The following is a 22,823-nucleotide window of genomic DNA, read 5'->3' on the forward strand; positions in this document are numbered from 1 at the left end:
CTTCGAATAAATTAAGCTATTAAAGACTTATAATATCCTTAATATACAAAGGAGAGAGAGAATGAACACCGAACAACGTTCCATTTTTGAAAATACACCGATTTTAACAGCTCTTCAGCCAGCTCCGGGCGAACGCATTCTGGATGTGGGATGCGGGAACGGAGCATTAACAGCCCGGATTGCAGCATCAGGCGCTATCACTACAGGGATTGATCTATCGGAAGAGAACATCGCCCAAGCTTTGCATCACTATCCTGAACTTGATTTTCAGACAGCAGATGCTTGTCAGTATCGAACGGAACAGCGCTATGACGCTGTTTTTTCACATGCTGTATTGCATTGGACGGCGGATGCCTCTGCTGTGATCCAAAGCATGTACGCCGCACTGAAGCAGGGAGGACGTCTGGTCACGGAGTTTGCGGGCAAGGGAAATACGGCGATCATACTTCATGCGGTCCGGGAGGAGCTGCTTGCACGAGGCTACACTTGGGAAACGCGTAATCCGTGGTACCACCCCAGTGTTGGAGAATTTTCAAGCTTGCTGGAGCAGCATGGATTTCGTGTGTTATATATTCAGCATACCGATGCACGCAGGCCATTACAGCAGGGGGTGCGGAGCTGGATAAGCAGCTTTGCCCAATATCTCTTCTGCGATATTACAGCGGACGAGCAGGAGTCTATAATGGAGGTTGTCGAAAAGAAAGTAGAACCGCTGCTCTTTCATGAAGGGCAATGGAGCCTGGATATATCCAGACTGCGAGTTATTGCTATCAAAGTGTAATCCATAAGTCCAAAGGAGACGCGCATGAAAATAGAGAAACCCAAGCTGCAGCTGCAGCTGCTTGAAGCTGAACCGATCTATTCTTTGGACTCGAAAACAGAGTACAAGGACAAGCTGATTGAGAATGTTACGCTGGACATGCTGGAAGCGAGCAAGGTGTCTTTTGAAAATGTAGTGTTCCGGCATGTGACTATTTTCGAGTCCTCGCTGGAGCAATGTGAATTTACGGATGTACGTTTCGAGCACTGTGACTTTTCCAATGTGAATCTGCAGAACTCGTTTATGCATCGAGCGGAGTGGCAGAACTGCAAACTGGTGGGAACAGACTTTACAAGCAGCCGCTGGCAGAATGTGCGTGTTACACAGAGTATAGGAGACTACAGCAATTTTCGCTTTGCACATCTCAAGCAGGTTGAATACACGGATTGTAGCTTGATTGGAGCAGACTTCGCCTATTTGAAATTACAGAAAATCGCATTTGCAGCATGTAAGCTGGATCAGGTTGCGTTCACCGGAACAGCGATGAAGGGCCTGGATCTGAGTGACAGTGAATTCGACGCGCTTGTGCTGACAATGGAGGATCTGGCCGGCTGTGCTATTGCTCCTCATCAAGCGGCGACCTTTGCCGGATTAATGGGACTTATTATCAAATGAAAGTGCGGACGTATACAGAACCTGTTTTTAATGTTATCCTTAACTGTTACGTGTGACATAAAGACTTGTTTTTATGTATAGATGTGCGTAAATGAAGGAGATAACATGACATTTCAGGAATTAAACATCATCCCTCCGATTCTGGAAGGGTTAAAGAAAGCAAATTACAGCAAGCCCACTCCCATTCAGGAGCAATCCATACCTGCTGTGCTTGCAGGTAGAGATTTGCTTGGTTGTGCCCAGACGGGTACAGGCAAGACGGCTGCATTTTCGGTGCCGATTATACAACTTCTAAGCGAAGCAAACCAAGTGAAACAAGGCAGTCCTGCGAATAAAAAGGCAAAGTCAGCGCGTGCGATTCGTTCACTTATTTTGTCACCAACTCGTGAGCTTGCCATTCAAATATCCGATAATATTAAAGTGTACAGCAGTTACACCGACATTCGTTCTACTGCAATCGTGGGCGGAGTATCTCAGAGAGTGCAGGAGCGCGCATTGCAGCAGGGAGCGGATATCGTCATTGCTACACCCGGCCGCTTGATGGACCTTGTGAACCAGAAGCAGATTGATCTGAGCATGGTGGAGATTCTCGTACTGGATGAAGCGGATCGTATGCTCGATATGGGCTTTATCCATGATGTGAAACGGATTATTGCGAAGATGCCAAACAAGAAACAAACGCTGTTCTTCTCGGCTACGATGCCGCCAGAGATTGTTAAAATGGTGCAGACTTTGCTGGTCAACCCGGTAAAAGTAGAGATTACCCCGGTATCTTCCACCGTGGATCGTATTCAGCAATCTGTATATTTGCTGGAGAAGGGCAAGAAGCAGAGCATGCTCAATCTCATTTTGCAGGATCAAACGATTGCATCTGCACTGGTGTTCACTCGTACGAAACGTGGAGCAGACCGGGTTACTCGTGATTTGGCTAAGGTGAATGTTACCGCACAGGCCATTCATGGCAACAAGTCGCAGAATGAACGCCAGCGGGCATTAAACAATTTCAAAAGTGGCGTCACCCGTGTATTAGTCGCTACGGACATTGCGGCCAGAGGCATTGATGTGGAGGAGCTGACACATGTCATCAACTTCAATCTGCCTAACATTCCAGAAACATATGTCCACCGTATTGGACGGACGGGCCGTGCGGGGAAGAGCGGAATGGCGATCTCATTCTGTGAACAGGATGAGCTTCCTTTCCTGAAAGATATCGAGAAAGTGATCAAAAAATCCATTCCCGAGGTGAAGGATCATCCTTATCCGTTGACCAGCATGCCTGTGTTTGCACAACAGCTGAGCTCAACGAAACAGGCATCCAGAACGTCTGGCGGCCGGTCCGGGTCTCATCGTTCCGCTGCTGACAGACCGGGTAAATCCAAGACGAATCCGGCACGCAAGCCGAAGTCTGAGTGGTTCACGAAACGGGATAAAGGGACATCTGGCGGCGGTAAATCAGGAGAACGCCATTCGAATGGCTCACGCTCTGCACGCAGCGAGCAGTCTCATGCCAAAGGTGGTCCTTCATCTGGAGCAGCTCGTAAAGCGGAGCATAGCAAAACAAACAGCCGATCTTCGGTTCAGGGTTCGCAGCGCCGTGCCAAAACGCATAGCAACCAGGCCAACTAGCTGATATAACAACAAAGCATGCCTTCTTCGAATGTCGGAGAAGGTTTTTTGGTTCCGTGGCAAATGTCATTTACATGCAAACGTACATTCGATAAAATAAAGTGTGGTAGATTGTGTCAAAAAGGGGGGGGGACCGTTGACAGAAACGATGATGTATTATTGTCTTGCCAAAAAAGGTGCCGTGAAGGAATATCCGTTCGGACCTGATACGGCTGTAATTAAGGTAGCAGACAAAATGTTTGCTCTTTTGTTTGAGGGAAATGGAGAAGATAGCCGTATTAATCTGAAGTGTGATCCGATGATTGCGGAAAATCTGAGAGAACAGCATGAGGCGGTCAAACCCGGCTATCATATGAACAAAAAGCACTGGAATACAGTCATGCTGGATGATTCTTTACCGAATGAGGACATCTATGCCATGATAGATCATTCCTATACTCTCGTTGTACAGAAGCTGCCCAAGAGAGTTCAGGAGACGTTGAGCGAATAAAGCTGCGGAACCTGGGCCATAGAGCAGTCTAGCAGTTGAGGTATTTTATCGCATGAAACCAATACGAAGGAGTGCATGAGAATGGATCAGCAGCAGCAGATTGCAATGGTGCAGCATATGCGGGAGCAGAGCTCTGGTATGGGCCAAGCCTTACAGCCAAGGGTTACATATGATGTTATGGTCAAAGAGCACTTTATCACCACCTCCGCGGGAGAGACGAGGGTACTGGTATATACACCAAACCGGAAGCAGGATTTATCTTCAAGCTTGCCTGTGTTTTTTAACATGCATGGCGGAGGGTTTGTGCTTGGACAAGCAGACGGAGATGACGCCTGGTGCCGTTTGATCGCAGATCGTGCAGAATGCTTAGTTGTAAATATAGATTACAAGCTGGCACCCGAGCATAAATTCCCTGTAGCTGTCTATGAGTGCTATGATGTGGTGAGATGGGTGCATGAGCATGCGGCGCAGTTCTCGGCTAATGCTTCTCTTCTCGCGATTGGTGGTCATAGTGCGGGAGGGAATCTGGCAGCAGTCGTATGTCTGCTGAATCGTGAACGTGGAGATGAGCTTCCAATTCTGCTGCAGATTATTGATTATGCTGTACTTGATGTAGCTGCAGACCCGGCGGAAAAGCCGGATTTTCCAGAAGCCATTCCTGCGGATATCGCCCGAACGTTTAATGCGATGTATCTGACTGAGCCGGAAGACGCTCACAACCCGCTGGCTTCTCCTGTACTGGCGGATTCATTCGCAGGTTTGCCCGAAGCGCTTATCATTACTGCGGAGAGAGATTCTCTCGCCCAGGAAGCGCGTACGTATGCTGCGAAGCTGGAATCAAGCGGTGTGCATGTGACTCATAAGGAATACGAGGGCGCAGCTCATGGTTTCACACATCATGGCGATATACAGATGGCTGAAGATGCATGGTATTTGATGAGTGACACGTTAAAGGCCGTTTTTGCGAGATAGGCTGTTATTCATTGATGTGATATAAGAAAAGAATACAAACACCTTCTACAGATCACAGTCCCATGTGTCAAACGTGGTTATCCTGTATCCTGGAAGGTGTTTTTTTTATATGAACGTACAAATTCCTGAAGCGGGCTTCTGAGTGAGCACAAGGGTTAATAAAATATACAAATCCGGGCAAGCCGCAATCGACGAGAAACCGTGCGTGCTTAATTTTGTATGGATCAATCTTTTTTCTGGGTTACTGCCTTTTCATAAAGGGTAAGAGGTGTTAATCAGAGGTGATCCTATACCGAAACAGGAGGTTCATATGAATTCAAATTTGAAACACCTTCATGGTGATGCTGCCATTCTTGGCATGGGGACTGCTTTACCTGTACATGTTGTAAATCAGGCTGAAATTACAGAGCTTATCGCCGCCTCAGTGCACGATCGCCCGGAGTTGGCCCGATTTGCCAAGCGGATCTTTAGATCCTGCGGGGTAGAGACGAGATATACGGTAGAACCGAGTTATCTCGGACCACTTGAGGAATGCCGCTATTTACCTATTGCATCTGTTGAACCCAGTGACATCCCTACAACCAAGGAGAGAATGGACACCTTCCAGCGGGAGGCTCTTCCTCTGGCCCTCAAGGCTGCGGAGCAAGCGATGCTGGATGCAGGAGCATCTCCCGAAAGCATCACCCATTTGATAACGGTCAGCTGTACGGGTCAATATTTGCCGGGGTTGGATGTGGATTTGATTCGCAGTCTGGGTCTCTCGGCCCGAGTGAACCGCATGCCGTTGATTTTTCAGGGCTGTGCTGCCGGTTTAAAAGCCATTCAGCTGGCTCGTGATGTTGTGCAGGGCGCCCCCGGCTCTAATGTGCTGGTAGTCTGCGTGGAATTATGCTCTCTTCATTTCCAGCCGGTACAGGATCGGGAAGCGTTGTTCGCGGCATCTTTCTTTGGGGATGCAGCCTCCGCCTCTATTGTCGGCAGGCCTGAAGTACAGCATACAGACTATTTGAGTCTGGGCACTGGATATTCGGTACTGCTGCCCGACTCGACGCAAGATATGACCTGGAAGGTGGCAGATTACGGATATGATCTGCATCTGTCACCACGAATACCCAAGCTGCTTGGTTTACATCTGGAAGAGGAGCTGCGGCGGCTTCTGCAGCATGAACAGTTCCCGGAGCTTTGGGCGATCCATCCGGGGGGACGCGGAATCGTAGATTCTGTCCAGGCAGTGATGAAGCTAGAGCAGGAGCAAACGAAGTACAGCCGGGATATTTTGAGAGATTACGGCAACTTGTCTTCGAATACGATTTTGTTTGTGCTTCAGGCGATGCGTATGGATATGAAAATTCGTGAACAGTCTACAACGACAGGCGTGGCGATGGCTTTTGGTCCTGGACTTACAGCCGAATTAATGAAATTCACATATGTCCCGTCCTTGTTGTTGGCAGCAGAGGAGCAGAATCATGTCTTTTTTTAGAACGCTGCATAGTCGGGCGAAGGAAGAAGAGCTGATGGATGATTTCACAATGGGTGGAGAAGAACTGCATGAAGCGCTGCGGCATCTAAGACGCCTGAATAAGCTGTTTGCTGCGTCTGGTCCGACAGTGTCCGGCGTAGCCAAGCTGTGGGAGTCCATCGGCAAGCCGGATAAGCTTACCCTTATGGATGTCGGAGCGGGTTCGGGAGATGTGAATCAGAGGCTGCTGAAATGGGCGAAGAAACAAGGCATTGATATGCACATTACGTTAGTGGATATGACAGAGGAAGCGTGTCAGGAAGCCCGGCAGCTGTTTCGGAACGAACCGCGTGTTCGAGTACAGCGTGCTGATTTAACGACGTTGCCAGATGCGTCGGCAGATATTGTGACAGGCTCGCAATTTATTCATCATTTTGAAGGAGAGCAGCTCGTGAACATGGTGGGCCATATGCTGCGAACATCACGATATGGTGTAGTGATCAACGATATTCATCGTCATACGGTGTCCTATAAGGCTGTGTGGATTACAACCCGGTTAATCTCGCGCAACCGTTATATACGGCATGATGGGCCGCTTTCCGTAGCGAAGGGCTTTACCCGTAAGGACTGGCAGGAACTCAGGCAACGCTTGAATCATGAGACAATGACCTATGAATGGAAGCCGTTATTTCGCTTTTCTGTTGTCATCCCACATCAAGGAGGGTCAATAACATGACAAGATCAACAGATGTCATCGTTATTGGAGCAGGCATTGCAGGAAGTGCCTGCTCCATCGAGCTGGCCCGGCAGGGCCATCGGACGCTTCTGCTGGATCGGCAGCAGTTTCCCCGGCATAAAACGTGCGGCGAGTTTATGTCACCTGAAACAAGGGAGATGCTGGAGCACTTGGGTGTCCATTTGCTGGATTGCGAGAAGACAACTGGCCTTATGGATCATGCCAGCATTATACTGCCTGATGGCGGTGAGATTGAAGCGCCTTTGCCTGAAACAGCATATGGCATAAGCAGATATGTGCTGGATCAGCTTCTGCATAAACAGGCACGGGATGCCGGGGCCGGCATCATCACCAAAGCGAACATTATTGCTGTCCGGCAGCTTGAAAATAAAAAGTATGAAGTTGAGGTCAAGCAAGGCGACGAGTATGTACGTTACCAGGCGAAGGCCATTATCGGGGCCAACGGCAGTAAAAAGCTGAGAGGAACGCATAGTGAAGAAGGAGTGCGCGATGAAACGATCTATGTTGGTGTGAAGTCTCATTACAGAGGCATCAGCATTCCGTCGAGGGTAGAGCTTTATTTCTGCAATGGCGGTTATGTTGGCATCTCTCCGATTGAAAATGACACGGTAAATGTTGCGGCACTGCTCACACTCGACTCAGTGCAGGGAAGCGGCAAGTCCGTGCCTGAGATTATACAGGCAGCGGCTCTTACCAATACCAAGCTTGCCGCCCGCTTATCCGAAGGCAGGGCGGTTCAGGGAACGCAGGTATCTGTTGCCCCGTTACAGCTGTCCAATGTGCCCGAACCATGGTCCAGTTATCCGCATATTGGCGATGCAATGCTGGTGATTCCACCGCTATGCGGCGACGGCATGTCAATCGCTCTTCGTTCCGCTATTCTGTGCTCAAGATTGACTGACGCATATTTGAAAGACGAGTTACACTATGACGCTTGGCAAAGCGAGTATATACGGAAGGCTAACCGTGAATTTGCTCCACTGCTGCGCAGAGCCAGAACGATTCAACAGCTTGCTTTTGCCAGAACCAATCGTTTCTATCCGGTTCTCGCCCGAATGTTTCCGGGGCTTGCGTCATATGTAGTAAAGGCCACGCGATTGTCAGGCATGAGATGAAAAGACTGTTTGGACTAAAGTAGAAGAGGCTATGAGATGAAATAATCAAGCTGCCTTGAGGCGGCTTTTTTGCAGTATCCATTGCACGTATGACAAAAAAAGCACTTAAACAAGTAGATGACTGTTTAGCAAATTGAAAAATACTCGTATAATAGAGTCTGATGTATCATGGAGAGACAGAAGACAGAGAACAGATCAGATGCCGAGAGGATGTTAATGAAGATGAATTATACCTTTTCCAACCGGATTGCGTCATTGCAGCCATCCATTATTCGTGAAATTTTGAAGGCCTCTTCAGGTCAAAATGTCATTCCGTTCTCAGCGGGCAACCCCGCACCGGAAACATTTCCGATTGAAGCGATCCGCAGCTTCACCCAAGCGATTCTGGAGCAAGACCCGGTTACCGCGCTGCAGTATGGCATTACCGAAGGTTATGTGCCGCTGCGCGAAGCACTTCAGCAACATCTGGAGCGTAATTTTAACACAGGCAAGCCGTCCGACCAGCTCTTTATTGTGTCAGGTGCACAACAGGGAATTGAGCTTGCATGTAAAGTGCTGTGTAATGAAGGAGACACGATTATCTGTGAAAGTCCAAGCTTTATCGGCTCCTTGAACTCCTTCCGGGCTTCCGGTGCGAAGCTGGCAGGTGTGCCGATGGAGATGGACGGTATGGACATTGAGAAGCTGGAGCATGCGCTGCAAACGGAGCCGAATGTGAAAATGATCTATGTGATTCCAAGCTTTCAGAATCCAACAGGCGTAACGACCAGTCTGGAGAAACGCAAAGCGATCTATGAGCTGGCGAAGAAATATGGCGTGATGATTCTGGAGGATAATCCATATGGCGAGCTTCGATTCAGCGGTGAGGACGTGCCAACTATCAAGTCAATGGATGAAGAGGGAATCGTAATCTATGTAGGCTCCTTCTCCAAAATTTTGTCAGCGGGTCTGCGCGTTGGTTTTGTTCAAGCCCCGCATGAAGTGGTGGAGAAAATGGTTGTTGCCAAGCAGGGCGAGGATGTACATACGGCTATGCTTCCGCAGATTTTGGCGCATCGCTTCATGACAGAATATGATTATGCGGGTCATATCCAGCATATTCGCGAGGTCTATCGGAGAAAGGCGACCTTGATGATGGAGAAGCTTCAGGAGCATATGGGTGACGCCGTGACCTATACACGCCCCGATGGCGGACTGTTCCTGTGGTGTGATCTTCCTGCACATGTGCCGATGGTAGACTATGCCAAAACTGCGGCTGCACAAGGGGTGGCTGTTGTACCTGGCAATGCGTTTCTGGTGAATGAGCAGGACCCTTGCAATGCGATACGACTCAATTTCTCGACACCTTCTGACGAGCAGATTGTCAAAGGTGTGGAGATTCTTGGACAAGTATTGCGCAGCTCGTTTTCGTAAAAACAAAAGCATGACGAAAGCCGCCCGCGGGCGGCTTTTTTGCTTCTGGACCGCTGTATTATGTGCTGGCGGCGTTCTTGCCGGGAATCGGTGCTTGATTGAGTGGCCACCTCTTAATTATCAACCAGTGCACTCAGCTCTGCCCGAAAGACATTCTGTCCCTTCTGATTGTAGGTGCTCAGAAGCACGGTTACTGTACCGTTGCCTGCTCGTCTGGGGCGAAGCTCAATAACCTCGGCTATCACATGCAGCTCATCCCCCGGATATACAGGTTTGAGAAATTGAAGCTGATTCATGCCTGTCCCGGCAATGATATGTTCACCATATATGGCTACATCAATCCACAGCCTGAACGATACATTCAGCGTCTGCATCCCCGAGGCAATCAGCCCGCCGAAACGTCCCTTTTTCGCTTTTTCCTCATCAAGATGCATATACTGCGGGTCGTACATCTCCGCAAAACGCATAATATCCTCTTTGCTCAGAGTAATCGACGCCGTCTCGTAACGCTGTCCCACTTTAAATTCGCTAAATTTCATGTTTACCACTCCGATTCTTAGATGTTCACTGCTTATATTATCACGTCTGCATGACAAAGCCCTAACCAGAGAGCTTGCGTCAGTTGACTTGGATATGCAGCCCAATTTTAGTTAGAATAGGAGAGCAGGGTGAGTACATTCAGGCATATGAATAGAAACATAAGGCAGATGTGTGTGGAAAAATGAGGAGGCGAAGCATATGGGCGTACCTACTTTTCTGGAAACAGGTCACATGGCCGACGGGTTTCCCATTCGGTTAATTTATACAGGTGCACAATTCAATTATGCCGCACATTGGCATGATGAGGTAGAGCTTGTGGTCGTGAATGGAAAGAAGGCACGGATTGGCGTGAACGAGCAGATTCTGGAGCTGGGCCAAGGAGATATGCTTCTGATCAAGCCGGGGGATGTACACTATTTTTTGCCGGGAACCGAACGGTTGACGATTCTGCTGTTTCGGCTTGAACTATTGACCGGAAGCTTTACAAGTGAAGTGGAGATGCAGGAGCTGGGAGCACTTTTTAATCAAACGACTGTAATTCCAGCCAGCAGTCAGGGCAATCCGGGTCCGTATGTAGAAGCAATTGCTGCCGAGAAAAAAAATCAGAGACCCGGTTACCGCTGGCTCATGGTATCCCGGTTATACGATCTGATCGTATTGCTGCTCCGTACAGCACCTCCGGCTGATGCGAATCATACAGCACCATGCTGGCCCTGCGGATTATCGTCCAAAAAGTTCGAGTTTCTTGAAGCGGTCTGCGAATATCTGGAGGAACATTATGCCGAGCCGATCAAGCTGGAGCAGGTGGCAGAGCATATGAAGTTCAGCAAGTTCCACATCTGCAAGCTGTTCAAAGAGATCAAGGGCATTACGCTGATGGAATATTTGAATCATTTTCGCATTATCAAGTCCGAATGGGCACTGCTGTTCCGTCAAGACTCCATTCTGGAGATCGCGATCAGTCACGGATTTAACAATGTGAACTCTTATAATCGTCTTTTTAAAAAATACAATAACTGCACACCTTCCGAATTCCGCAAGCGTCATCGGTCCAATATCGCAAAATATCAAGGATGATTGACAATATTTGTGGAGAAAGCTATCGCTCAAATTCATATACTCAAGTAAATTGTAAGCGTTTCCTTTTTGGGGAGGGTACTTATGAAGAGATGGTTTAAGCGATGGGCTATGCCGGTTATGGTGCTTGCAGGTGCAGTCATGGTGTTCACAGGCTGCCAGACGGGAGCATCGAATCACACGAAGCAGCAGGAAATCACGGTCTGGAGTTTCACGGATGAGGCAGGCTATGCCATTGAGAAATTCGAAGAAAAGTATCCGGATATCAAGGTGAATTTTGTGAATATACCGGGTAACTTCTATCTTACCAAGCTCAAATCAGCACTTCAGACCAGCTCAAAGGCCCCGGACGTATTTATGATTGAGAACGGAAATATCAGGGAACTGATTGATGTGCCATATCTGGAAAATCTGTCACCCCCGCCGTATAATGCCGCTGAGCTGATCAAAGAGCAATATCCTTTTGTACAGGCCAATGAGAAGGACAGCGAGGGGAATGTCAGAGCGATTGGTTATCAGGGAACACCTGGAGGCATCTATTATCGCCGCGATCTGGCGAAGGAATATCTGGGGACGGATGACCCGGAGAAGGTGAGTGCACAGATTGATTCGTGGGAGAACATTTTTGCGATTGGAGAGAAGGTGCAGGAGCAGAGCGGCAACAAGGTGCATGCACTTGCCAACTGGAATGGTATTGCGAACTCATATGACGGCATTCCCTGGGTGAAGGACGGGAAGCTGGTTATTGATCCAACGTACCTGAAGGTGCTTGATCTGGTTCGTGAGGCGCGTGAGCGGCGTGTTCTTGCTGAATACGAGGATGGAAGTGCAGGTTATGCAGCATCTATGCAAAAAGGTGAAGTGATGTTTTATCCCGCTGCGACTTGGGGGCTGCAGTTTACATTCAAAGCGAATGCACCGGATACCGAAGGATTATGGGGCTTGGCACACGGGCCATCCTCCTTCAGTTCAGGAGGGACTTATATTGCGATGTACAGCAAGAGCGACAAGAAAGATGCCGCTTGGAAATTCATTGAGTTTTATAACTTTAATCATGAGTTTCTGAAAGGATTGGCGAAAGAACAGGATTATTTTACGAGCAACATGGTGGTGAATGATGAGCTGGCAGAATCGCTAACTTCGGCTTACCTTGGCGGACAAAAGCATTTTGAATTTTTCTCGGAGGCAGCCAAGCAGGTTCCGGTGTACGAGCGCACCAAATATGACGGCATTATCAATACGGATATCTATAGAAACCTCCTGCAGCTGTATCTGAACGGTGATATCCAGACGAAGGAGGACGTGGTGAAACGCATCAAACGTGATGTGCGCCTGAGATTCCCCGAGCTAGAGGTGGAGTAGGAGTAAGTTGACTAACGCTGGTTACACAAGAACTCCGATGACAGAACAACCTTTCAATCACGAGATTCATGAGAGCAGTCATATCCAAGTTGATCATGGGGAGGACAGCACATGTTTGCCAAAACACTTCGCAAGGACCACTATGGCTATTATTTTATCGCTCCGTTTTTTATCATCTTTGCTATCTTTGGATTGTACCCGATTCTGTACTCGCTGTATATCAGCTTCACGAATTTTGACGGCATAACCACGCCAGAGTTCGTCGGAATTGGTAATTACGTTGCAGTGCTTCAAGACCCGCTTTTCTATAAAACGCTCTTCAACACACTTTTCATCTGGGGTGTCTCAGTAGTGCCGCAGCTGACAGTGTCGCTTGTGCTGGCTTTTATTTTGAACGACAAGCTGCTGAAGGGACGGGATATATTCCGGGCAGTCTATTTTTTTCCGAACATTGTTACAGCGGCTTCGCTGGGCTTGCTCGTCAGTCTCATTTTTGATTGGCAGTCGGGAGGACTGAATCATTTTCTCGTACAGACAGGGCTAATTCAAGACCCGATCAATTGGAAAAATGACCCCTGGTTTATGCGGCTGATTGTATCCTCCATCCTGTTCTTTCAATACTTTGGCTACTCGATGGTCATCTATCTGGCAGGTTTGCAAGGGATTGACCCGGCACTGCAGGAGGCGGCACAGATTGATGGTGCGAAGAAAAAACATATCTTCCTGCACATTATCGTGCCGATGCTCAGACCGATTATTTTGTTCCAGATCATAACGTCGATCATCGGAGGCATTCAGATTTTTGACCAGCCGTTTACACTGACCAATGGCAACGGCGGGCCGGATCGGGCTGCGATGACCAGTATTATGTATCTCTATAATGTAGCGTTCCAGAGCACACGATTTGGTTACGGCGCTGCAATCGCGTTTTGCCTGTTTGTCATCATTATTTTGCTATCCGTTGCATCCTTCATCATGACCAAGCGGAAAAGCCGTTCATAGGGAGGGAGAGATTGTATGCAAACTGCTAAGGTTGCCGCGCAGCGAGAGGCCGTGCTTCAGCATCATGCTCTGCGCCAGCGGCTGACATTGGGGAAAATCCTCATCTATCTGTTTCTGATCGCCCTCGCTGTATTGTGTGTGATTCCGTTCTACCTGATGCTGATCTATTCTACACATAACAATGCATCGATTGCATCCAGCTTTACGTTTCTGCCAGGCACATATCTGCTGGACAATTATGTGAATATGGCGTCCAAAATCAACATCTGGCGCGGCTTCGCCAACAGCTTTTTCATCGCTGGCAGCTCCACGGTATTGTCGCTGTATATCGGGGCGTTGACCGCCTACGGATTTGCCAAGTTTAATTTTAAAGGCCGTACCGGTCTGTTCCTGTTTCTGCTCGCAACGATGATGGTTCCGGGTCAGCTGGCACTCATCGGGGTCTATCGGCTTTTCAGTACACTTGGCCTGCTGGACAGCTATGCGGCTATTATCTTACCTGCGGCAGCGAATGCGTTTAATGTCTTTTTTATCAAACAGTTTATGGAAAGCAGCATTCCTGACGAGATCATTGAGTCATCCCGGGTGGACGGTGCCAGTGAATTCAGAACATTTAACCAGATTGTACTGCCCATCCTTGGGCCAGCCATTTCGGCACTCGGTATTTTCACGTTTATCGGATCATGGAATAATTTCCTGACTCCGCTCGTATTGTTTTTCTCGCTGGACAAATATCCGCTTCCGGTGCTGGTTGCCCTTGTACAGGGCTATTATGGCATGGACTATGGATTGCTGTATCTCGGGGTGGCGATTTCTATTTTGCCGATTATCGTGGTGTTCGCAGTGTTCTCGAAGCAAATTATCGGGAGTGTTGCACTAGGTGCTGTTAAAGGATAGCTTTTATCTCATCAGACACACAATCTAAAGGATTTACTTGAAAAGAGTCGCTCCCCGAGCGGCTCTTTTTGTCATGTTTGCTGCATATTTGTGGTCTCGGAAGCAAATGATATCTTTTACTGAGAATACTTGGACGATGCCGTGGGAAGGGGTGAAGCTTATGAAGGGCACAAACCAGACTTCAAAGTCAGAACCGCAACAAGAGTCGAAGCAAGGCTCAGATCAAGAGATGAAACAAGACACATCAAACAAAGAAAAATCAAAAAAAGAAAAATCAAACCAAGATACAGATTCAAAGAGCAAGTCGAACGAGTCTGCCTATCAGGACCTGCCTCTGACAGGCCATCTTGTAAACGATGAAAATACACTGCGAGCTGTATTTGCTGACTGTTCAGATGTCGTATTTCATTCCTTCGAAACGGCCGGCTTTGTCTCGGCACTCTGTGTATACTGTCTCGGTCTGTGTGATACGGAACGTCTGGAACGTCAGGTGTTAACGCCTGTTCAGGAGATTGGAATCGAAGCAGCCCAGGTACCTATGGCATCGGTCAAAACAGTAGAAACGCCAACACAGGCAGCCGAAGCGATCCTGGAAGGAGAAGCACTGCTTCTACTGGAGGGTTCCAATGTTGCAACGGTGTACCCGCTCTATAAAGCGGCTAATCGTTCGACGGAAGAGCCGTTAGCGGAATCCACCGTGCGTGGTGCCAGAGACGGGTTTACGGAAGCCCTGGCAACCAATCTTTCTTTGGTTCGCAAACGACTGAAAACACCAGCGCTCAAATTTCGTACTCGCACGGTAGGTGAACGATCCAATACAAGTGTTGCGCTGGCTTATGTGGAAGGTGCCATTGACTTCAAGCTGGTACAGGAAGTTGAGAAAAGGCTGGATAATCTTAGGGTTCGAGACATTCTGGAAAGTCAGTATATTGAAGAAGATATCATTGATCAACGTCACTCTCCATTTCCACAGATGATTGCTACCGAAAGACCGGATGTCGTTGCCTCCAATCTGCTGGAAGGGCGGTTTGCCATTTTTGTTGATGGTACGCCGTTTACGCTTATTGCACCTGTTACTTTGTTTTCCATGCTGCAATCTCCCGAAGACTATTATCAATATGCACTCATGAGTGTATTTCTACGTTGGCTAAGATACACATTCTATGTGTTATCGCTCTTGCTTCCATCAGCTTATGTGGCGATAACAACCTTTCATCAGGAGATGATTCCAACTGTACTGCTGCTCAGTATCGCCAAAGCGAGAGAGGAGATTCCTTTTCCGGCTTTAGTGGAGGCGCTAATTATGGAGATCGCTTTTGAAGCGCTGCGTGAGGCAGGGGTGCGTTTACCCAAGCAGGTCGGTTCTGCTGTCAGCATTGTTGGCGCCTTGATTATCGGTCAGGCAGCCACCACAGCAGGTATTGTATCCGCACCGATGATCATTATTGTCGCAATTACGGGGATAGCGTCCTTTATGATTCCGCGTTACGCTGCCAGCATTGCTACTCGTTTGCTGCGATTTCCGGTCATGATTCTCGCAGGAACACTGGGACTGATAGGTGTCATGCTGGGCATTATCGTAATCGTTATACATCTCAGCAGCTTGCGCTCATTTGGCACACCGTATCTGTCGCCGCTTGCACCGACCATGTCCAAGGAAGTCAAGGATGTATGGTGGCGCCCGTCACCGTGGAATAAAACACGTTAGTTCATAACCGGAGTGGAAAAGGAGGGGAAGTCATGTTACCCGATCAAGGAAAAATATCCGTAACACAGCTGGCATTCATGATTTTCCCGGCCATCCTTGCTACAGCAATCCTGTCTGTACCGGGAATTACGATGCATTATGCCGGTCATGATATGTGGATGACACCTGCAATTGGGTCCTTACTCGGGATTGCCAGTATTGGTATATCGCTTGGACTGCATCGGATGTACCCGGGAAAGACCCTGATTCAATCCAGTGTGTTAATTGCTGGCAGGATTCCGGGTAAGCTGCTAGGACTGATATATATTTTATTTATGCCTCATCTGACGGGGTTGGTAGTCCGCGAATATGGCGAATTTATTGCTAACAATGCCCTGCCGCGAACACCTATGTTTGTGATAATGGGTACGATGATTATCGTTTGTGCAATCAATGTAAGACTTGGCATTGAAGTGGTGGGAAGGACTGCACAAGTTTTTGTTACGCTGGTGATTGTGCTTCTGGCTTTAATCTTTGTACTGTTAATCGGTGAGCTCAATCCTGCTCAGCTGTTCCCGTTTATGGAAAATGGTCCGCTGCCTGTCCTTGAAGGAGCTATGGCGCCGGGGGCATGGTTCAGTGAGTATATCGTTATTGCTTTCTTGATGCCGTATGTCAATCGAAAAAAAAGAACGGTTCACATTCTATTCGGTTCTCTAATTCTGACGACAGTCGCGATGACCGTCACCAATGTGTTTTGTCTGTTTTTGATCGGAGATTTGACGGATACCTTTGTTTTCCCGGTTATGATTGCTGCCAGATACATTACGATAGCGGACTTCCTGCAGCATATTGAATCGGTGATTATTGCCATCTGGATTTTTGGTATCTTTGTCAAGATTTCTGTGTTCCTGTATATCTCGGTTACTTCAACCGCAGAGTGGTTTGGCATGAAAGATTATAAACCGCTGGTATGGCCGCTGTCCCTTATGTCCATTGTTTTTGCCTATTGGGTAGTTACAGAAGGCTCCGGTTTATCCAGCTTGATTACAGCATCCGCCAATCTCTATACCATCAGTGTGTTATTGGTGCTGCCAGGGCTTACGTATGGTCTTGCATGGCTGAAAAAGGGGTGGTCGCATGTACGCAAGAAACAGGCGAGTCACTGATCAGATGATGAGAATCGTACGAACATGGCGCATGTTAATAGCATTCGTATCTGTGCTGTCCTGCGTAGTGTTAAGTGGCTGCTGGGATCGGATTGAAATTAACGATCTGGCGATTGTGCTGGCGACAGGAGTAGATTACCGAGACAATAAAGTTGAACTTACGGCACAAATTTTCGTTCCTCGCAAAGCAGGTGGAGGAGACAGTACCGCGGGTGGAGGAAGCCCGAGTGGTGTGACGTTAATCCGAACAGCTGACGGTCAAAACATCGCAGAGGCTCTGAATCGTTTGCAGCGTAAAGTTCCCCGAAATATGTTCTGGGGGCACTGCGAAGTCATTGTGATTAACGAGGATGCGGGCAAGCATGGACTGCGTGAGTATATTGACTTTTTTCTGCGATACCCGCAGATCAGGGAGCATGCTTATGTTTTTTCCACGACAGAGTCTGCCAAAGGAATACTGGCCTTGCTTGATCCGTTGGAAAGAAGTTCTGCTGAATCTTTGCGTGAGATGGCTAATCTAAGGCTCGGTACTCGAACAACAGTGCTGGATTTGGCCAAATCCATTGAAGGACCCAGCGAATCGGTCATTTTGTCGCGCATGCTGACTCTGCCGCCGCCGGATGAGAAGGACAAACTCACAACAACACCTTACATTAAAGGATTAAGTTTATACAAGAAAGATCGTTATGTTCGAACCATAACGGAACCGTTAACAGTCGGTGTGCTGCTGCTTGCCAAAGATCTTAACAACATAATTATGCCCGTGGAATTCCGATCCTCCAACGGCTCTTTTTCTATCCAGCCGCTAGATATTAAAACAAAATTAAAGCCAAATATCACCAATGGCCAGTGGCGAATGCTGGTTAATGTTGAAACCCAGGGAGAAGTTTTGCTGAACACAACGGATGGTGACCTGACAGACCCTTCCGTTCTTAAAGAGCTGGAACAGGAGTGGGGAAAAAAGCTGCAGGAACTGGCTCAGGCTGCGCTGCATCTGTCACAGCAGGAGATGCGAGCAGACTTGTATCATTTTGCTGTTGAATTTCGCAGATTCTATCCGCAGCAATGGAAAAAGCAAGAGAAGAACTGGGAGAAAATCTATCCTGATCTTGATGTACAGATTAAGGTGAAGGCCAAGGTTGTGCGTTCAGGCAAGTCAACTGGACCACAGGGCATTCCCAATGAGAACAAAAAATAAGCATAGATCCTTTTATGAAGTTTAGATGGAAAGAAAGGCAGGGAGCGTCATGATCAAACTTGGCTCGGTTATTGGGGTGCTGCTGTTGGCAGCAACCATCATATATGTCGAATGGAAAAATAGTGAAGAGAACAAGGTCAGGTGGATTGCAGGAGGGATTACAGCAATCAGCGCGGTTATTGGTATCCTGCTGCTCTTTAATCCACGTTTGCCGGGACCGAGTGCAGTAGTCAAGCTGTTATTTGGCGGTGTGGATAAGGTGATGAAATAGAAAAATACTACATGCAAAAGAGAATCACACGTTCGTAGCAACATGTGATTCTCCGCTGTATATACATATAATTCCGGATTGAGGGTTATCTATTCTTTGATAACAGAGTCACGGATGGCGTCTTCCATTCCTGAACCATGCAAGCGGAATATGCCCAGTCGCCAGAAGGCTGCTCCTTTAAGATCGTAACGTTTGGCGAGTCCCAGCTTGTCATTCACGGACGAAGATGTTTCACTGTTCAAATTGATACCGAGCAGCAGCTTCTCTTTGGGTACACCCGCCTGCAGCGCAAGCTGAATGGCTTGATCGACCAGACTGTTCGGTTCAGGCACTTGAGCTTTGGTCCCCACAGGATTGTATTGATACGCCATAATGATAAGGTCGTCTGCTATGGATGCAAGTGTTTTGTAGTCGTATCCTTTATAAGCACTATTAAGCGGAGGAAGGGCCAGAGAAATGGAAATGTTGGACGGAAGCACCTCTCTTAGCTGCTTTACATATTGATTAAGCAACTGCTGTTGCTTGGATGCATCCAGCTTGAAGCCAAGTCCCTCAAAATCAAGCACCACACCGCCAAAGCCATACTCCTGTACAGCTGCTTGAATGCCATCCATCGATTTTTGCCGTAACGTGCTGTCACTCAGCATTTTCGTTAATTCGCCGTTTCCATCAAGCGCATAGACCATCAGACTCGGCTGAATTTGCTGTTCAGCGGCACCAGCTACGATAGATTCAGGTGTGACCTCACCAGCAGCGGGCGGAATCTGATATTCTTTGCCTTCCAGTGTAAACTCACCATCCCGGTCAATCCGGCTCCAACCAAAAGCAACTGAATTCATAGAGGGTAACAGATCAATCTCGTGGTATGATCTCACGGCATAGAATGCCCGAAGGTGCATCTCGCGCTGAGGTGACACCATAGAGACGGTTCGTGTAGCCTGATTCCATCCAGTACGTACACCGAACTGGCTGCTGAACGAGCTGAGCGGAATGAGCACACGTCCTTCACGCTGCACAGGGGCAGCAGCAAGCTGCACTTTGGTACCATTTACAGTGGCGGTCTTGCTTCCCACCTGAAGCACAACCTTCGTTGTTTTTCCTTTCGATGTGTTCACCGCAGTTACGGTCTGTGTTTTGCTGTTCCAGTTAATATCGATGCCAAGAGCTTCTCCGACTGTGCGGAAAGGAACATACGTTACCCCTTGATCAATTCGTGGTGCTGCATCGAACGTTAAGGGTACATGATCCAATTGAACAGAGATTGCAGGGGCTGCTTGAAGTTTATGGGCTTGAGTTGCAGATATACTTCCCATCATGGACAGTACCATGACGGCTGCGACAGCAATTTTTCCAGTACGTTGAATGAACATGAATTTGCTTACCTCCAGATGTGGTTGTTTTCGTATGCTCCAATGAATCATTAAGAACACATATAATTGATTTGAATTCGACTCAGCATTATGGTTCTACAAGTCTATTAATTAAATCTGGCAAGTTTATTGATTATAGGAATTAGCCAAATCTATCATAACAAAATTTTCATATTGTTCCAATACGAGAAAGCATAGAGTGTGCATAACACAAGCTTAATGGAAAGTATAGTGGAATATATGGTGCGAAAGGAGTGTGACTCTTTGCCGAACTCTACAGGATTTATCTACAATCCGACTTCAGGCCCGACCCAGTCTACGCAGATTATTGTCACTTGCATTAATGACTCACTTAATGCTCCTGTTAATGTTGAACTGGAAGTATTCAGATGGGATACTACACAACTAGCACGGGTTCCTATTGGTCATGATTTAGTTGAAATCTTGCCTCAAGCAACAAGAACCTTCATCTATCCGCTGATTAACGCTGCCTTTTTTGAAGTGCAGAGTGATTTTTTCAGTGCGACGAGCACCATCATTCATGTCTATGGCGTGGATTCTACAGGTCAGATTATACAGCGGATTCTTCAATCGGAAATGACGTTAATTGACCGGTTCACGAATATCCCTTAGAAAAAGAGGTGATGAAATTGGCTGTTGTAAATATTACCGGCGCTTTGGGAGGGAACCAGTTTGAGCCTTCCATTGCAGTTAACATATTAAATCCTAATATTATGTGTGTGGTAGCTGTGGATACGAGTACCGGGCCAACGCTTACGGGATTTTATCGTTCTATTGATGGGGGGCTGACATGGTCCACTACCGTTCTTGCACAACCCGCAGGTTATTCAGGGGCGGAAGCACCGACTATAGACTATACGTTTCCAAGCACTTTTATCGTTACAGTGCATGTATTTAACGGAATCAATGACGGAACCATTGTAAGTTATACTTCCTTCGATGATGGGGCAACTTTTCAACCTCCAGTGATTGTGCAATTAGGGTTTGGAACAATCGTGCATAATGATGAACCTTTCATTGCTGTAGATCGTTCCCCAGGCAGTCCATATCGAGGTCATGCGTATGTAGGGTATACCCCGCTTGCTACAACCTCTTCTGCTATCTTTACTCAAAGATCTGTGGATCAAGGAATCTCGTGGGAACCCCCAGATCGACAATCGAGTCCACGTGGAATTCACGACCGGGCAGCTTTAGCCGTTGGCTTCTCTGGCGAAGTCTATGCAGGTTATATTATTACAGGGCCAGCAAGCCCCTCTGCATTGCTACGCATATCGTATGATGGCGGAATCAACTATCAACCCCCTATAGAACGTCAGTCTACGTTTATTTCTTCCGTTGTACCATCGCCATCGCCGCTACCTGTGCCGAACTATAATTTTCGGGTGCAAACCAATCTGAGTTTAGCAGCTGATATATCCGTTGGACCGAACAGCGGAACCGTTTATGCCGTATGGAATGACGCTCGTGCTGGATATACCGATGTTTTGCTTTGTGAATCTCCAGATGGACTTCTCTGGTCTGATCCGATAAGCATCACTGGCGCGCCCGCAGGTACACAGAACTTTTTTCCAGCCATCACCGTTTCTCCATTTGCGGGAACGATACGGGTAATTTACTATACGAATCAAATTGATGGCTTTCTGCTTGATGTATTTGTCGCCGAGTCCTTTGATGGCGGAGCGAGCTTCAGCAATCGTCGTCTAACAACAACGTCATTTAATCCCAATGGTGTTGCTCCGGTACCAACACCGTTAATCGGAGATTATATTACAGCGGCTACATATGCTCCGGATAACCTGGCTGCTGTGTGGATGGCAACCACGCCGCCAACGGGCAAGCTGGATGTCTATTTCGGCAATTAGCTTAACGTACAAACGCATCCATCCCTGTTCTCTACAATCCAGATGTAGATCACAGGGATGGGGTGTTAGTCATCAAAAGCAAAGCTTAATCTGAAACGATAAATCCGTCGAAATTTTCAGGACCTACCCGGACGGTGCCAAGCAGATTGGTACTGATAAAGGCAGTATAGGTTAACTGTGGAGCAATAGGTGGATTAAAGTCATTGGCAGAAAACATGATGACCTCTGGCACAAGTAATCCGCCCAGACCGTACGTGTGATTGGCCGAATAAATGATCGGATCGCTTGCAACTGTGCCTCGTACAATCGTGATTCGGACCTGAAACAGAGCAAGTGGAAGCTGTACGGTAATCGTTCCCTTCAAAGAAACTCTTGGATTGGAACCTGAGCCTGCAGTCAATAAACCGATCTGTGCAAATAATGTAGGCGTATTAATGACAGGAATAGGAATGGCAATGGAATTAAAGGTAGATGCATTCACTGACACTCTCGCATCAAGTAATTTGGTCAAGGGATATTCCTCCTTATCATTCAGATAGAATACTATATTCAATGTGACCGCGTTCGCATGGACGAGCGCTCATGTTTATCTAAATTGGGAGATTCAGGTACATATCAACTAAACAATCTTGACGTGTATTTTGACATAGCCATAATGAAATGAGAAAATATGTTGTTATGAAATGAATCAGAGAACACAAATTAAATGAAGTTGGGGGCATAACAAAATGAATCAGCGTTTTAAAATAACCAGATCGATGCAGGAAAACAATCCGGAACAACAAATCTCGCTGGAAGAATGCAAAGCTTACTTTGCCTCCAAGCCGGAATTCACTTATTCGACAGTACTTAATATCGTTGGAGCGGAGAGCACGATGACCATTGAAGGGGATTTCTTTATGTGGGAGCATGAAGGGCAAGAGTATCCGTTCCGATTATATATGGGGGAGTTATACGCTGCTATTTCGAATGAGGCTATCGTTCCGGTGATGATGGAAGCGGCGTCGCATCTGCATGCGGATATCGTGGAGGGATAGTCAGGCAGTGTAATGGGCCAAGTAAATTGAGAACCTTAGCGCTGCTTAAACAAAATCATTAGA

At 47.5% G+C, this 22,823-nt stretch carries 23 protein-coding genes; 20 read left to right on the plus strand and 3 right to left on the minus strand.

From position 1 onward, the window contains the following. The first annotated feature begins 61 nt into the window (after positions 1–61). The 9 genes from HNR77_RS04995 (at position 62) to HNR77_RS05035 (ending at position 9,267) form a co-directional block, all read left to right on the plus strand. A complete protein-coding gene (locus HNR77_RS04995; RefSeq protein ID WP_184181387.1) occupies positions 62–781 on the plus strand; it encodes a class I SAM-dependent methyltransferase in 720 nt (239 codons plus the stop codon). 24 nt (positions 782–805) lie between these two features. Further along, positions 806–1,435 carry a pentapeptide repeat-containing protein gene (locus tag HNR77_RS05000; RefSeq protein WP_184181389.1) on the plus strand — a complete coding sequence of 210 codons (630 nt, stop codon included), beginning with the start codon at positions 806–808 and terminating at the stop codon, positions 1,433–1,435. Positions 1,436–1,540: 105 nt separating this feature from the next. Further along, on the plus strand, positions 1,541–3,061 hold the full coding sequence (locus tag HNR77_RS05005) for a DEAD/DEAH box helicase (RefSeq protein WP_184181391.1): 1,521 nt from the start codon (positions 1,541–1,543) through the stop codon (positions 3,059–3,061). Between the two features lie 136 nt (positions 3,062–3,197). Further along, positions 3,198–3,551, plus strand: coding sequence for an MmcQ/YjbR family DNA-binding protein (locus HNR77_RS05010; RefSeq protein WP_184181393.1), 354 nt, complete (start codon positions 3,198–3,200; stop codon positions 3,549–3,551). An 81-nt stretch (positions 3,552–3,632) separates the two neighbouring features. Then, positions 3,633–4,523 (plus strand): alpha/beta hydrolase, encoded by an 891-nt coding sequence (locus tag HNR77_RS05015; RefSeq protein ID WP_184181394.1) that lies wholly within the window; start codon positions 3,633–3,635, stop codon positions 4,521–4,523. Positions 4,524–4,833: 310 nt separating this feature from the next. Next, the gene (locus HNR77_RS05020) at positions 4,834–6,003 is read left to right on the plus strand and encodes a type III polyketide synthase (RefSeq protein ID WP_184181396.1); all 1,170 of its coding nucleotides are present in this window, start codon (positions 4,834–4,836) and stop codon (positions 6,001–6,003) included. Continuing rightward, positions 5,990–6,718: an SAM-dependent methyltransferase gene (locus HNR77_RS05025; protein WP_184181398.1), complete on the plus strand. Its 729-nt coding sequence runs from the start codon at positions 5,990–5,992 to the stop codon at positions 6,716–6,718. The genes HNR77_RS05020 and HNR77_RS05025 overlap by 14 nt, the downstream gene beginning before the upstream one ends. Continuing rightward, positions 6,715–7,854, plus strand: coding sequence for an NAD(P)/FAD-dependent oxidoreductase (locus tag HNR77_RS05030; RefSeq protein ID WP_184181400.1), 1,140 nt, complete (start codon positions 6,715–6,717; stop codon positions 7,852–7,854). The genes HNR77_RS05025 and HNR77_RS05030 overlap by 4 nt, the downstream gene beginning before the upstream one ends. Positions 7,855–8,076: 222 nt before the next feature. After that, a complete protein-coding gene (locus tag HNR77_RS05035) occupies positions 8,077–9,267 on the plus strand; it encodes an aminotransferase-like domain-containing protein (protein WP_184181402.1) in 1,191 nt (396 codons plus the stop codon). Between the two features lie 113 nt (positions 9,268–9,380). Here the strand turns inward: HNR77_RS05035 and HNR77_RS05040 are convergent, their stop codons facing one another. Continuing rightward, positions 9,381–9,806 carry a MaoC family dehydratase gene (locus HNR77_RS05040; protein WP_184181404.1) on the minus strand — a complete coding sequence of 142 codons (426 nt, stop codon included), beginning with the start codon at positions 9,804–9,806 and terminating at the stop codon, positions 9,381–9,383. 199 nt (positions 9,807–10,005) lie between these two features. Between HNR77_RS05040 and HNR77_RS05045 the strand changes: the two genes are divergently transcribed. From HNR77_RS05045 to HNR77_RS05080, 8 genes are all read left to right on the plus strand, one after another. Further along, on the plus strand, positions 10,006–10,884 hold the full coding sequence (locus tag HNR77_RS05045) for an AraC family transcriptional regulator (RefSeq protein WP_184181406.1): 879 nt from the start codon (positions 10,006–10,008) through the stop codon (positions 10,882–10,884). 84 nt (positions 10,885–10,968) lie between these two features. Then, positions 10,969–12,246, plus strand: a complete 1,278-nt coding sequence (locus HNR77_RS05050) for an ABC transporter substrate-binding protein (RefSeq protein WP_184181408.1) — start codon at positions 10,969–10,971, stop codon at positions 12,244–12,246. Between the two features lie 111 nt (positions 12,247–12,357). Continuing rightward, on the plus strand, positions 12,358–13,248 hold the full coding sequence (locus HNR77_RS05055; protein ID WP_110896191.1) for a carbohydrate ABC transporter permease: 891 nt from the start codon (positions 12,358–12,360) through the stop codon (positions 13,246–13,248). A 15-nt stretch (positions 13,249–13,263) separates the two neighbouring features. Then, the gene (locus tag HNR77_RS05060) at positions 13,264–14,145 is read left to right on the plus strand and encodes a carbohydrate ABC transporter permease (RefSeq protein ID WP_184181410.1); all 882 of its coding nucleotides are present in this window, start codon (positions 13,264–13,266) and stop codon (positions 14,143–14,145) included. A gap of 160 nt (positions 14,146–14,305) precedes the next feature. Next, positions 14,306–15,853 (plus strand): spore germination protein, encoded by a 1,548-nt coding sequence (locus HNR77_RS05065; RefSeq protein ID WP_260410317.1) that lies wholly within the window; start codon positions 14,306–14,308, stop codon positions 15,851–15,853. Positions 15,854–15,885: 32 nt separating this feature from the next. Then, entirely contained in the window at positions 15,886–17,001 is a 1,116-nt protein-coding gene (locus tag HNR77_RS05070) for a GerAB/ArcD/ProY family transporter (protein WP_184181412.1), read from the plus strand. Then, positions 16,973–18,199, plus strand: coding sequence for a Ger(x)C family spore germination protein (locus tag HNR77_RS05075; protein ID WP_184181414.1), 1,227 nt, complete (start codon positions 16,973–16,975; stop codon positions 18,197–18,199). The genes HNR77_RS05070 and HNR77_RS05075 overlap by 29 nt, the downstream gene beginning before the upstream one ends. A gap of 25 nt (positions 18,200–18,224) precedes the next feature. Next, positions 18,225–18,470, plus strand: coding sequence for a hypothetical protein (locus HNR77_RS05080; RefSeq protein ID WP_184181416.1), 246 nt, complete (start codon positions 18,225–18,227; stop codon positions 18,468–18,470). An 89-nt stretch (positions 18,471–18,559) separates the two neighbouring features. On the opposite strand, the gene HNR77_RS05085 is transcribed toward HNR77_RS05080, so the two are convergent. Beyond that, complete coding sequence (locus HNR77_RS05085; protein WP_184181418.1) at positions 18,560–19,840, minus strand: stalk domain-containing protein; 1,281 nt, start codon at positions 19,838–19,840, stop codon at positions 18,560–18,562. Positions 19,841–20,104: 264 nt separating this feature from the next. Between HNR77_RS05085 and HNR77_RS05090 the strand changes: the two genes are divergently transcribed. Further along, the gene (locus tag HNR77_RS05090; protein ID WP_184181420.1) at positions 20,105–20,473 is read left to right on the plus strand and encodes a hypothetical protein; all 369 of its coding nucleotides are present in this window, start codon (positions 20,105–20,107) and stop codon (positions 20,471–20,473) included. 17 nt (positions 20,474–20,490) lie between these two features. Beyond that, positions 20,491–21,723, plus strand: a complete 1,233-nt coding sequence (locus tag HNR77_RS05095) for a beta propeller repeat protein (protein ID WP_184181422.1) — start codon at positions 20,491–20,493, stop codon at positions 21,721–21,723. Positions 21,724–21,808: 85 nt separating this feature from the next. On the opposite strand, the gene HNR77_RS05100 is transcribed toward HNR77_RS05095, so the two are convergent. After that, entirely contained in the window at positions 21,809–22,234 is a 426-nt protein-coding gene (locus HNR77_RS05100; RefSeq protein ID WP_184181424.1) for a hypothetical protein, read from the minus strand. A 217-nt stretch (positions 22,235–22,451) separates the two neighbouring features. Between HNR77_RS05100 and HNR77_RS05105 the strand changes: the two genes are divergently transcribed. Then, entirely contained in the window at positions 22,452–22,760 is a 309-nt protein-coding gene (locus HNR77_RS05105; protein ID WP_184181426.1) for a hypothetical protein, read from the plus strand. Positions 22,761–22,823: the final 63 nt, after the last annotated feature.

This window comes from Paenibacillus sp. JGP012 (assembly GCF_014203995.1).
GTDB classification, from domain to species: Bacteria; Bacillota; Bacilli; order Paenibacillales; family Paenibacillaceae; genus Paenibacillus; species Paenibacillus silvae.

What these genes read in the sequence shown, in the direction of transcription:
- HNR77_RS05065 (WP_260410317.1), top strand. Translation starts at nt 14,306, where the DNA reads ATGAAGGGCACAAACCAGACTTCAAAGTCAGAACCGCAACAAGAGTCG.
- HNR77_RS05035 (WP_184181402.1), top strand. Translation starts at nt 8,077, where the DNA reads ATGAATTATACCTTTTCCAACCGGATTGCGTCATTGCAGCCATCCATT.
- HNR77_RS05000 (WP_184181389.1), top strand. Translation starts at nt 806, where the DNA reads ATGAAAATAGAGAAACCCAAGCTGCAGCTGCAGCTGCTTGAAGCTGAA.
- HNR77_RS05025 (WP_184181398.1), top strand. Translation starts at nt 5,990, where the DNA reads ATGTCTTTTTTTAGAACGCTGCATAGTCGGGCGAAGGAAGAAGAGCTG.
- HNR77_RS04995 (WP_184181387.1), top strand. Translation starts at nt 62, where the DNA reads ATGAACACCGAACAACGTTCCATTTTTGAAAATACACCGATTTTAACA.
- HNR77_RS05060 (WP_184181410.1), top strand. Translation starts at nt 13,264, where the DNA reads ATGCAAACTGCTAAGGTTGCCGCGCAGCGAGAGGCCGTGCTTCAGCAT.
- HNR77_RS05055 (WP_110896191.1), top strand. Translation starts at nt 12,358, where the DNA reads ATGTTTGCCAAAACACTTCGCAAGGACCACTATGGCTATTATTTTATC.
- HNR77_RS05070 (WP_184181412.1), top strand. Translation starts at nt 15,886, where the DNA reads ATGTTACCCGATCAAGGAAAAATATCCGTAACACAGCTGGCATTCATG.
- HNR77_RS05020 (WP_184181396.1), top strand. Translation starts at nt 4,834, where the DNA reads ATGAATTCAAATTTGAAACACCTTCATGGTGATGCTGCCATTCTTGGC.
- HNR77_RS05005 (WP_184181391.1), top strand. Translation starts at nt 1,541, where the DNA reads ATGACATTTCAGGAATTAAACATCATCCCTCCGATTCTGGAAGGGTTA.
- HNR77_RS05030 (WP_184181400.1), top strand. Translation starts at nt 6,715, where the DNA reads ATGACAAGATCAACAGATGTCATCGTTATTGGAGCAGGCATTGCAGGA.
- HNR77_RS05105 (WP_184181426.1), top strand. Translation starts at nt 22,452, where the DNA reads ATGAATCAGCGTTTTAAAATAACCAGATCGATGCAGGAAAACAATCCG.
- HNR77_RS05085 (WP_184181418.1), bottom strand. Translation starts at nt 19,840, where the DNA reads ATGTTCATTCAACGTACTGGAAAAATTGCTGTCGCAGCCGTCATGGTA.
- HNR77_RS05015 (WP_184181394.1), top strand. Translation starts at nt 3,633, where the DNA reads ATGGATCAGCAGCAGCAGATTGCAATGGTGCAGCATATGCGGGAGCAG.
- HNR77_RS05045 (WP_184181406.1), top strand. Translation starts at nt 10,006, where the DNA reads ATGGGCGTACCTACTTTTCTGGAAACAGGTCACATGGCCGACGGGTTT.
- HNR77_RS05080 (WP_184181416.1), top strand. Translation starts at nt 18,225, where the DNA reads ATGGAAAGAAAGGCAGGGAGCGTCATGATCAAACTTGGCTCGGTTATT.
- HNR77_RS05075 (WP_184181414.1), top strand. Translation starts at nt 16,973, where the DNA reads ATGTACGCAAGAAACAGGCGAGTCACTGATCAGATGATGAGAATCGTA.
- HNR77_RS05040 (WP_184181404.1), bottom strand. Translation starts at nt 9,806, where the DNA reads ATGAAATTTAGCGAATTTAAAGTGGGACAGCGTTACGAGACGGCGTCG.
- HNR77_RS05050 (WP_184181408.1), top strand. Translation starts at nt 10,969, where the DNA reads ATGAAGAGATGGTTTAAGCGATGGGCTATGCCGGTTATGGTGCTTGCA.